This is a genomic window from Vibrio nigripulchritudo ATCC 27043 (assembly GCF_000222685.1).
Taxonomy (GTDB): domain Bacteria; phylum Pseudomonadota; class Gammaproteobacteria; order Enterobacterales; family Vibrionaceae; genus Vibrio; species Vibrio nigripulchritudo.
On record NZ_AFWJ01000069.1, the window covers coordinates 1 to 10,306 of the forward strand.

Genomic DNA, 10,306 nt, shown 5'->3' on the forward strand with positions numbered 1-10,306 from the left:
ATGGAGAGATCCGGGTAGAAAGTCATTGGGGCAAAGGCTCGATTTTCCATTTCTCTGTTGTGCTTCGACACGGTGAAATCACAGAAGAGACAACGGACACACACAATAATAACGAGGTTCCAGATGAGAACCTGCATGCAACGTCAAAGGAATCCAGAATGCAGAATTTATCAGAAAATCGAATTTTGTTGGTTGAAGATAATGACATCAACCAGATCGTTGCACAGGGCATGTTGGAAAACATCGGAATTCAATCGGATATTGCTAGCAATGGAATTGAGGCTTTGGAGGCGTTGAGCCAACCAGCCAGCGCTTACCAGCTCATCTTAATGGATTGCCAGATGCCAGAGATGGATGGCTATGAAGCAACAATGGCAATTCGCGATGGAGAGGGCGGAAAGCAGTATAGAGGTATCCCCATTATTGCAATGACGGCCAATGCCATGAAAGGCGACATGGAAAAATGCCTCGCCGCCGGAATGAGTGATTACATCAGTAAACCGGTAAACCCTGATAGTCTGGAAGAAGTATTGTCTAAATGGCTTAGCCATGCGTCTTCACTTACATACACTGAAGAATCCAGTGAACCGGATATGGACGAGAAAGACACAGAACTGGGGCGAATATGGGATAAAAGCGATGCGATGGAGCGGGTTTACCATGACGACATGGCATTGAACGTGGTCATCAGCGCGTTTGTGGAAGAAGCGCCCGACCAAATTGAGCAATTGATTGAGGCGATCAGCGCGGATAACGTTGAAGATATAAAAATTCACTCGCACACTCTGAAAGGAACCAGCAGCTTGATTGGGGCTCAGAGGTTCAGTTCGGTGATGGATGAAATCGAACAGCACGTAAAAACTGAAAACAGTGCCCCTGATGCGGCAATCATATCTCGTATTTCAAGCCAACAGGAGTTGCTGTTTACCAAGCTAAACCAGTACCTAAACTGACCCATTTCCTACCTGTAACTAATTTCCCTGAAGCCTTTCTGAACAAGGCTTTACGGCGAAGTTAATGCGAATAATTCTCATGTAAAATGATAACCTAGTCAGAAGGGTTTTGTGCCGTTATAATTCCCGCCTCCTAACGCTGAGGTTAAAAAATGCACAACACACCAACTCCTATCAACCAATATCCAAAATACTGGGCAGAGTGCTACGGCGTCGCCCCATTTCTTCCCACCAGCAGGAAAGAAATGGACGCACTTGGATGGGACAGTTGCGACATTATCATTGTGACGGGCGACGCGTATGTCGATCACCCAAGTTTTGGTATGGCAATCATCGGTCGCCTGCTTGAATCACAAGGTTTCCGTGTTGGCATTTTGGCACAGCCAGAGTGGAAGGATAAATCCGCTTTTATGGAGTTGGGAAAACCTAACCTGTTTTTCGGTGTTACTGCGGGCAACATGGACTCCATGATCAACCGTTATACCGCTGACAAAAAACTTCGCCACGACGACGCATACACTCCTAATAACGAAGGTGGAAAACGCCCCGACCGCGCAACGCTGGTGTATTCACAACGCTGCCGCGAAGCTTATAAAGACGCACCGATTGTTCTGGGTGGTATTGAAGCCAGCCTTAGACGCATTGCACACTACGATTACTGGTCTGACAAAGTTCGTCGCTCGGTTTTGTTTGATGCCAAAGCCGATATTCTGCTGTTTGGTAACGCAGAGCGTGCGCTGGTAGAAGTCGCGCACCGCATTGCAAATGGCGAGGACATCACCACATTAACCAATATTCGGGGCACGGCGGTGAACCTGCCGAGCGCACCTGAACATTTCAAAGTCATCGACTCTTCCAGAATCGAAAAACCCGGTAAGGCATTTGTACCTACCAATCCGTATCAGGTTGAAACTCAGTGCGAGACGAAACCGAAAGAGGAAGAGAAAGCCAAGGTTGTCGCCGTTCAGCCATCAAGACACGATGCCAAAACCACCGCAGTTCGCATACCGCCGTTTGAGAAGCTAAAAAACGATCGCATTCTGTACGCCCATGCTAGCCGAATCATGCATCTGGAAACCAACCCGTACTCGGGTCGCGCACTCATCCAAAAGCATGGTGACCGAGAGCTTTGGGTTAACCAGGCGCCGATTCCTCTTACCACCGAGGAGATGGATTTTGTGTTCGGGCTGCCTTATGCACGTGTCCCTCACCCTATGTATGGCAAAGCAAAAATTCCGGCTTATGACATGATCAAGACATCGGTCAATATCATGCGTGGGTGTTTTGGTGGCTGCTCTTTCTGTTCCATCACCGAGCACGAAGGTCGAATCATTCAGAACCGTTCTAAAGAATCGATCATCAATGAGCTCGAAGAGATTCGCGATAAAGTACCGGGCTTTACTGGCACCATCTCTGACCTTGGTGGCCCGACAGCGAACATGTACCGACTAGGCTGCTCCGATCCTAAGGCAGAAATCAACTGTCGTCGCCCATCGTGTGTTTTTCCGGGAATTTGCCACAAGCTGGATACCGACCACAAACACACCATTGATCTGTATCGCGAGGCAAGGCAGGTAAAAGGCATCAAGAAAGTGATGATTGCCTCCGGTGTGCGTTACGACTTGGCTATTGAGTCTCCTGAATATGTGAAAGAGCTGGTGACTCACCATGTAGGGGGTTATCTGAAGATTGCTCCTGAACATACCGAAAAAGAACCTCTCGACAAAATGATGAAACCGGGCATGGGCACCTATGACCGCTTCAAAGAGATGTTTGAAAAATACAGCAAAGAAGCGGGTAAGAAGCAGTACCTGATCCCCTATTTCATTGCTGCCCACCCGGGTACAGAAGAGGAAGACATGGTCAACCTGGCGTTGTGGTTAAAAGCCAACAACTTCGAGTGCGATCAGGTTCAGAACTTCTACCCTTCTCCGATGTGTAACGCCACGTCTATGTACTATTCGGAAACCAACCCGCTTAAGCGAGTGAAGTACAAACAGCGTGAAGATGTTCCCGTTGCCAAGGGTGAGAGGCAACGTCGCCTTCACAAAGCCCTGTTGCGCTATCACGATCCAGCAAACTGGCCAATGATTCGGGAAGCACTGATATCCATGGGTAAGAAACATCTTATCGGTGACAAACCGGGTTGCCTGATCCCTGCTGAAGACGTGGATTCGAAAACGCCAGCACAGCGCAGACGCTCTGGTCGCCACGGTGCGAATCGCTTTGCAACAAAACACACGAAAAACCAACCGGATATTCGTAAAGACCAGGCTCGCAAAGAACAGTCACGTAAAGGAAAAGCGCAGAAAGAAGACTCTAGAGGGCAAGGGAAACCTAAACCAAAAGGGAACAACAAACCTAAACACAAGCAGAGAAGCCGAGCTTAGGGTCTGTTGACCTTATTTGTTCCAATAAAAATGCGACCAAATGGTCGCATTTTTAATGTCCAATTTTGTTGAGTTCTAAGCTTGTTTGTCGGCAAACACCCACTTGGAACTCAGGAAGTAGTTGCTGAACATTCCCACCAGAATACCCGCCACAAGAGCAACAAATGGCATGTAGCCTTGTTCGCCAAATATGGCAATCACCAGTTTGAACACACCTAGATTGGGGATGGCAGAAAAAGCGGCCGCAACCATGTGCTTTTGCCACTGTTTTGCCTTGTCGGTTTTCTCGCGGTCGCCAAATGTGAGCGTACGGTTGCCCAGCCAGGTTGCCGTCGCAGCCACAATAAAGGCTATCACCCTGGCTGCAAAAATCGGAGTTTCAATAACATACAGAAAAAGCGCAAACACAGCGGTATCGACAACAAAGCCGATACCGCCGACAAGCGCAAATTTAAACAGACGATGCTGAAAAATTACTGGCATAGGTAACGAGAACGCTTAGGTGACGCCACTTCAAACGTACAGCTTAGGTTGTGTCTTTCGACAAACCCTTCAATACGTTCGTTAGGACCAATAATGTAGTAGCCGTTTTCATGCCCCTTTAGCTGGTCCATATTGTGAAGGCGCTTGGCTTGACCAAAGCTGTAGTACTGACCAGAGAACGGACGACCACCTTCCACATAGAAAGTCGGCTTAGAATGATCCACATCGACAAACAACATCTTGTCGCTTCGCTCATTACCTGTCTTAAACATCACCACGCAGATCGCAATGATCAGGATGATAGGCGAAATGTAAGACGTAAACGTAAACCAGTTGAAGTTGAACGCTTTATCTCTGAACAGGAACGCGATCCCAGCAACGAGAATGGCAGCACCCGCAACATAGTAGATGATTGCATCGTTCTTAAGCTCTGTTGCGACGTAAACAGAAACCGCGATAATCACGAGACCAGTAATCGCTAAGAACTTAAAGAAGGTAACTTTGTAGCTGACTTTGCTTTCCGTCAGATACGCGACCAATAGAGCGAACGCTGGCATACCCGGCAGAACGTAAGTCGCCAGAATATTACCCGAGAAAGTAAACAGAATGAGTGGCGATAGCACCCAGAACAGCAGGAAGACAAACACACCCGGAAGTTCAGACAGCTTCTCTTTCAATCGGGTAAAGCGGAACACCGCAAGCAAAGGCAAAACCACAGACCAAGGCAATGCTGCCAGCATCAGGAACAGCCAAATCATGCCGCGTGGTTCGTCGTGAGCGTTACCGTAACGGTCCCCTTCCCAACCACTGACTAAGAAGCGGTTAAAGTGCTCGCCAACAATGAAGTATTCAAGGAATCCTGGGTTCGCCTGTTCCGCCATGATGTACCAAGGAAACGAAATCACGCACATCAGAACCAAACCACCCACAATTGGGATGCGTTTCCAAAGTTGAACGAAAGCACCAACGAAACCGTGTTGAATCACTAGGAATGGCAGTATAGAAAGCCCCATCAGAACAATCGCCATCGGACCTTTAGAGAGCAGCGCCAGCCCTAAACCAAAGAAGCCAATGTAGCCCCAGATTCGTTCGCCCCGCCAACTAAAGAAGAAGCCGATCATGGCAAGGGTTAAAGAGAACGTGAGCGCCATATCCGTCATAACGGCGCCGGAGGAAATAGAGAAAACCGGAATGGTAGCCATTACTAACGCAGTTTTAAGTGGGTCGATGCCAACTCGTTTAGCGAAGAAGCAACCTAATGCGATAGTCATAACGCCAACAACCCAGTGAGGGAACCGCACTGCAAACTCTGACACACCGAAAACTTCAATACCCACGGCACTTAGCCATGTAAACATAGGCGGTTTGCCTAAAAATGGCTCGTCGTAATCGAACATAGGTGTTAACCAGTTTCCTGTTTCCACCATAATTCGAGCCTGTTCGCCGTATCTCGCTTCAGTTGTATCCATTAATGGCATGATGCCAAGAGACACAAGCCTGATTAGCAAGGCTGCTCCCAGCAAAAACCATAAATGTTTGGAAGTTAGCTTCACTTCTCTACCTCTATTAATTCAAATGCCCTACCCTGAGATATACAAAACTTGAGTAAGTTCATTCTTTTATATGATTGAATTCGAATCCCTAGACCTGCTCAATGACACACAAAAACATTATCGCCTGACTCAGACAAAAAAAGTAAGGCTTGTAGAAACTCAGTTTTACTGCAGATGTAGGTCTAAACCGTGCGCTCGATATCGCACGAAGGCAGCATTATATACCCAAGTCACTTTAAGATGCAGTATTCAGAAAGAAAATGTTACGCCTAGGAAGCGATGACCTGAATTTGCCGAATCTTCCCTAAAAATTGGTAAGATTGCTTTTTTATCTAACTGCTTACCTCAATGAAACTCTCTGCCAGTCCGGTCACATACCACCAATTCGAACACATTCCCTTTTACCTAAAAAGAGACGAGCTTCTGCACCCTCAATTTAGTGGCAACAAAGCACGAAAATTCATGAAGTTGTTGGAAGCAGAGCAGCAAGGCATTAGCACGCTCATCGGATACGGTTCTGTACAGGCAAACTCACTGTATTCACTAGCAGCACTAGCCAAACTAAAAGGGTGGAAGCTGGAATACTATGTTGACCATATTCCAAGTTATGTGGCGGAAAACCCGAAGGGAAACTATCGCGCAGCTCTTGAGCTTGGCGCCTTTATCATTGACCTGAGCAAGCAATCCAACCCAAACGGGCTTAACTGTGAACGTTACATTCACGAGATAAGAAAGCCCCATGAAAAGTGCTTATTTATACCAGAAGGCGGTAGATGTGATATAGCGGAGTATGGTGTAAAGCAACTAGCAGAAGAAATAGCCACATGGCAGCGAGAGCAAAATATTGAAAAGCTCACCGTCGCACTGCCATCCGGAACAGGCACAACATCGCTCTACCTTCAAAAGCATCTGAAACACCACAACATCCAAGTTTTAACCTGTGCCTGCGTGGGCGGAAATGGCTATTTAAAACAGCAATGGCAATCACTTCAAGAACCCAGCTTTCCCATCATTCTCGATTCAGGCAAAAAGCACCACTTTGGCAAACTCTACCAAGCCGATTTTGAGATTTGGAACAAGCTAAAAACACAAACCGATGTTGAATTCGATTTACTTTACGACCCACTGATGTGGCGATGCTTAATGCAAGACTACACACAGGAAAAGCACGGGACACTACTCTACATTCACCAAGGTGGGTTACTCGGTAACGAAACTATGCTGCCAAGGTATTTGAGGAAATTTGGGTAGTAAACACATTCATTATGAGACTTAGTTCTAACTCTCAAAACATAAGAGTTTAATCTCATATTGAATCCACTTTAAATTTATAAAAAATTGTTGTTAGTGGATTTTTATGGCTGAGCTGATCCCCTCTTTAAACACATGCCTAAGTAAAATGGAACAAGGCGAAAAACGCTTTGCTCGACGTTTAGAATCTTTGCTAGAAGATGACTATCTCTGTTGGTTCGATATCCCAGTAGGGAGAATTAGGCGTTATCCGAATTTTATTGTTCTTCATCCACAGCGTGGGCTTTTGTTTCTTGAAGTAAAGGATTGGAAAATAGATAACGTCAGCTCTATCACCGCCATACAAGTTGAGCTACGAACAAATAATGGGTTAAAGACCTTAGCAAACCCAATTGAGCAAGTTCGTCAATGCACCTATACAGTTATCAACAAACTAGCGAAAGACAAACAACTACTTAGCCAGAACCCTAATTACAAAGGAAAACTATGTTTTCCCTACGGCTATGGGGTTGTATTTCCATTTATATCTCGCAAGCAATTCAACGATGCGATTCCGTTTGATGCTCAAGAAAACGTTTTACAAAGCCATCTTGTCATTTGTAGTGATGAGATGACGGAGTCAAGTGATCCCGAACATTTTCAAGCTCGTCTATGGGAAATGTTTAACTACCAATTTGACTATAAACTTACGCTACCTCAAATAGATCGCATTCGCTGGCATCTTTATCCTGAAATTCGCATAAACCACTCGCATAGTTCTCTGTTCGAAGATGAAGAATCAGATAAAGTTAGACTCCCAGAAGCTATTCCGGATATTGTTAAAATAATGGATGTTCAGCAAGAACAGTTAGCGAGAAGCCTAGGAGAAAGGCACCGTGTTATTCATGGAGTAGCAGGTTCAGGAAAGACTTTAATCCTCGGTTATCGATGCTTACACCTCGCAGATACGCTTTGTAAGCCCATTTTAGTCCTGTGCTATAACATCACTCTAGCAGCGAAACTACGTTCTTTTATTGAGGAAAAAAGGGTCGAAAGCAAAGTGCAGATCTATCATTTTCATGACTGGTGCGGACAGCAGCTAAAGACCTATCATGTAAATCAAATACAGGATAAAGATCGTAAAGCCTTTGAACTTAATGTCGAATCAGTTATTCAAGGAGTGGAGTTAGGTCAAATCCCATCTGGTCAATATGGTGCTGTGCTGATTGACGAAGGACATGATTTTGAACCAGAGTGGTTAACACTGGTCACCAAAATGGTTGATCCCGAAACAAATTCACTCCTACTTCTATATGATGATGCTCAGTCTATATATAAGAAAAGGAATGCGCTCGACTTCTCTTTATCAAGCGTGGGCATACAGGCGCAAGGACGTACCACTATTCTCAAGCTAAACTACCGTAATACACGAGAAATTCTTAACTTTTCTTATAAATTTGCTAAAAAGTACTTTGAAGGCTTCAAACATAAAGACATTCCACTAATAGAGCCTGAAGAAGCAGGATGTACTGGAAAAATACCTGTTTTAAAAAAATTCAATAGTGTAATTCAAGAAGCAGATTTCGTTGTGCGTTGTATTAAACACTGGCGAACAAAGGGGCACGATCTTAAAGAAATTGCGATTTTGTATCCCACTCATACAACAGGGAAGGAAATGGCTGAGGTGTTGAAGAAGTCTGACGTTCCATTTCAATGGTTAGCATCTTCTGGGTACAAAAAAAGTATGATCCAAGAGCACAAAAAATAAGTCTTATCCCTGTTCGTAGCAGTAAAGGGCTGGAATTTGAAACCGTTATAATGATCGATGGTAGCTACCTACCAAAAGATGAACAACAAGAAATCGACACTGCGCGTATTATGTATGTGGGTTTCACAAGGGCAACTAAAAACTTGCTTACTACTTACCACAGAGAGAACAAACTCAGCCAACAGCTAGAACAAGCCATCACGTAACGCTAATTTCTCAATTTTAACTGCACCTAAGAGTTTAATAAGCTGAGTTAGGTTATCTAGAAACGAAAAAGCCCCAGCATTTCTGCTAGGGCTTCGAATGTGGCGGTGAGTGAGAGATTCGAACTCTCGATACGTTGCCGTATACACACTTTCCAGGCGTGCTCCTTCAGCCACTCGGACAACTCACCGAATTGTTGTTGAACTTTGCGTCTCAACGGGGCGCTAATTTAATGATTATGCGGTTGAGGGTCAAGTGCTTATCAGAAAAAAAATGTATTTTTATGTCTGTTCGCTCAGAAATTAGCTAAAACACTCATTTTCCATACAGTTTGTATGATTTTAAACCCGTTGAGCATAACCCGGTACACGGAACCATTTACGGCAATTATCTAAGAAGTAGCCATACAGAACGCCCAAGCCACAAGATACTATGGCGTTACTTGCAACTGCTGTCAGGATTTGATCGGTCGAGGCACCAACAAACCAAAGAATGGCGGCATAAACTGGTGATTGGAATAAAACGTATGCAACGACATCTGAAATGCGCTTCATCAGCTCTCCGGTATGGATACGACCACCTTGGTTCAATACCCAATCACGGAATACGCCATATGGCCAGGCTATGGCAATGTTTACCGGTATCGAAAGCGTTCTGGATTGCAAAGACTGCTCAAAAGTCATTCCAGATACAAAAATCTCAATCAGCATGCCGACGACAAAACTGAACACCACCATTGCAAATGTATCCGCCGCAGCGTGGCGAATGCAAAAAGGCGCTTTCGAACTCATTACCTTACCTTTAAAGAACTAATAACTAGAATATTATTAAAAATACAAACAAGAAATCTAGATAACTGCATTTTAACTAGATAATAAGGCTATTAAATCACGAATTATTCAGTTTTATATTTCAAATTTTTATTTTTGTTGTAAATTTACAACTAGGTTATGTTCGAAAGTTAGAGATTTTCACTGTCATGAAAGCTTTTAGGGTTAAACCATACCAACATGAAGGCTTAAGATGTAAAAAAGCCAAGCTTTTGCTTGGCTTAGGATGTTGACTTGTTGTTAATTTACAAAATTACTCAGCCAAACTGAGTGTCAGCACGTTTATGTCATCTTCCGAAGGGACATTGTTCCCTTCAAGTGCTGCCGAGATCTTATCTATGGCTTCGCGCTCTTCGTTGTTAAATTTATTTCTATCTTGACTAACAATGACTCTGAGTATGCTTTTTGCTTTTTCAAAGTCCTGGTTATCCAGCGACACATAAAGGTCAACCAGAAGCTTCTCATTATTCGAGGATTGAGGCTCTTGAGTGGATGAGTGGCTAGCGTGTGGCAACGAACGCGTTAATCGATCAGAGAACTTTATTAATACGTCATCCAATTCTCTTTCATCTATTGGCTTGGCAAGGATGTGGTCTGCACCGGCTTTTAGCATCTTTTCTCTGGTTTCTTTAAATACATCTGCCGTACAGCCAAGAATCAAACCTTTTGAAGAGGGGTGATTTAAGTTTCGGATCCGTTCTGTCGCTTCGATTCCATCCATCACAGGCATGTGGTTATCCATAAGAACCAAATCAAATGTGCATTGCGAAAGAATATCGACGGCTTTGGCTCCATCTACCACACTGGTTGTCTCAAAGCCTTTACTGCGCAGGAACGCATCCATGATCATGGTATTGGTTCTGTTATCTTCAACGATAAGGGCGGTTAAGCCATT

The 10,306-nt window shown here is 44.5% G+C and carries 9 protein-coding genes and 1 tRNA gene; 5 read left to right on the plus strand and 5 right to left on the minus strand.

The annotated features are described in order from the left end of the window. On the plus strand, positions 1-953 hold a 953-nt coding region (locus RH89_RS29420; RefSeq protein ID WP_004400882.1), incomplete at its 5' end, for a response regulator. A 152-nt stretch (positions 954-1,105) separates the two neighbouring features. After that, positions 1,106-3,343, plus strand: a complete 2,238-nt coding sequence (locus tag RH89_RS07865; RefSeq protein ID WP_038145278.1) for a YgiQ family radical SAM protein — start codon at positions 1,106-1,108, stop codon at positions 3,341-3,343. A gap of 75 nt (positions 3,344-3,418) precedes the next feature. On the opposite strand, the gene RH89_RS07870 is transcribed toward RH89_RS07865, so the two are convergent. Then, on the minus strand, positions 3,419-3,826 hold the full coding sequence (locus tag RH89_RS07870; protein ID WP_004400885.1) for a GtrA family protein: 408 nt from the start codon (positions 3,824-3,826) through the stop codon (positions 3,419-3,421). After that, entirely contained in the window at positions 3,817-5,379 is a 1,563-nt protein-coding gene (locus RH89_RS07875) for an ArnT family glycosyltransferase (RefSeq protein ID WP_004400887.1), read from the minus strand. Before RH89_RS07875 ends, RH89_RS07870 begins: the two co-directional genes overlap by 10 nt. Before the next feature lie 348 nt (positions 5,380-5,727). On the opposite strand from RH89_RS07875, the gene RH89_RS07880 reads away from it, so the two are divergent. The 3 genes from RH89_RS07880 to RH89_RS30330 all read left to right on the plus strand — a co-directional run bounded on the left by RH89_RS07880 (position 5,728) and on the right by RH89_RS30330 (position 8,583). After that, the gene (locus tag RH89_RS07880; protein WP_004400889.1) at positions 5,728-6,630 is read left to right on the plus strand and encodes a pyridoxal-phosphate dependent enzyme; all 903 of its coding nucleotides are present in this window, start codon (positions 5,728-5,730) and stop codon (positions 6,628-6,630) included. 106 nt (positions 6,631-6,736) lie between these two features. Further along, complete coding sequence (locus tag RH89_RS07885) at positions 6,737-8,377, plus strand: DEAD/DEAH box helicase (protein WP_004400890.1); 1,641 nt, start codon at positions 6,737-6,739, stop codon at positions 8,375-8,377. Further along, the gene (locus RH89_RS30330; RefSeq protein ID WP_244410407.1) at positions 8,323-8,583 is read left to right on the plus strand and encodes a 3'-5' exonuclease; all 261 of its coding nucleotides are present in this window, start codon (positions 8,323-8,325) and stop codon (positions 8,581-8,583) included. The genes RH89_RS07885 and RH89_RS30330 overlap by 55 nt, the downstream gene beginning before the upstream one ends. A gap of 100 nt (positions 8,584-8,683) precedes the next feature. Here the strand turns inward: RH89_RS30330 and RH89_RS07890 are convergent. The 3 genes from RH89_RS07890 to RH89_RS30495 all read right to left on the minus strand — a co-directional run. Next, a tRNA-Ser gene (locus tag RH89_RS07890) sits at positions 8,684-8,771 on the minus strand. A gap of 151 nt (positions 8,772-8,922) precedes the next feature. Further along, the gene (locus RH89_RS07895) at positions 8,923-9,372 is read right to left on the minus strand and encodes an L-alanine exporter AlaE (RefSeq protein WP_004400892.1); all 450 of its coding nucleotides are present in this window, start codon (positions 9,370-9,372) and stop codon (positions 8,923-8,925) included. Positions 9,373-9,664: 292 nt separating this feature from the next. Further along, a partial coding sequence (locus RH89_RS30495; RefSeq protein WP_004400893.1) for a response regulator occupies positions 9,665-10,306 on the minus strand: 642 nt, incomplete at its 5' end.

Bases quoted from the DNA above. Each gene is read 5' to 3' on its own strand.
- RH89_RS30330 (WP_244410407.1), top strand. From the start codon at position 8,323: ATGGTTAGCATCTTCTGGGTACAAAAAAAGTATGATCCAAGAGCACAA.
- RH89_RS07880 (WP_004400889.1), top strand. From the start codon at position 5,728: ATGAAACTCTCTGCCAGTCCGGTCACATACCACCAATTCGAACACATT.
- RH89_RS07870 (WP_004400885.1), bottom strand. From the start codon at position 3,826: ATGCCAGTAATTTTTCAGCATCGTCTGTTTAAATTTGCGCTTGTCGGC.
- RH89_RS07865 (WP_038145278.1), top strand. From the start codon at position 1,106: ATGCACAACACACCAACTCCTATCAACCAATATCCAAAATACTGGGCA.
- RH89_RS07885 (WP_004400890.1), top strand. From the start codon at position 6,737: ATGGCTGAGCTGATCCCCTCTTTAAACACATGCCTAAGTAAAATGGAA.
- RH89_RS07895 (WP_004400892.1), bottom strand. From the start codon at position 9,372: ATGAGTTCGAAAGCGCCTTTTTGCATTCGCCACGCTGCGGCGGATACA.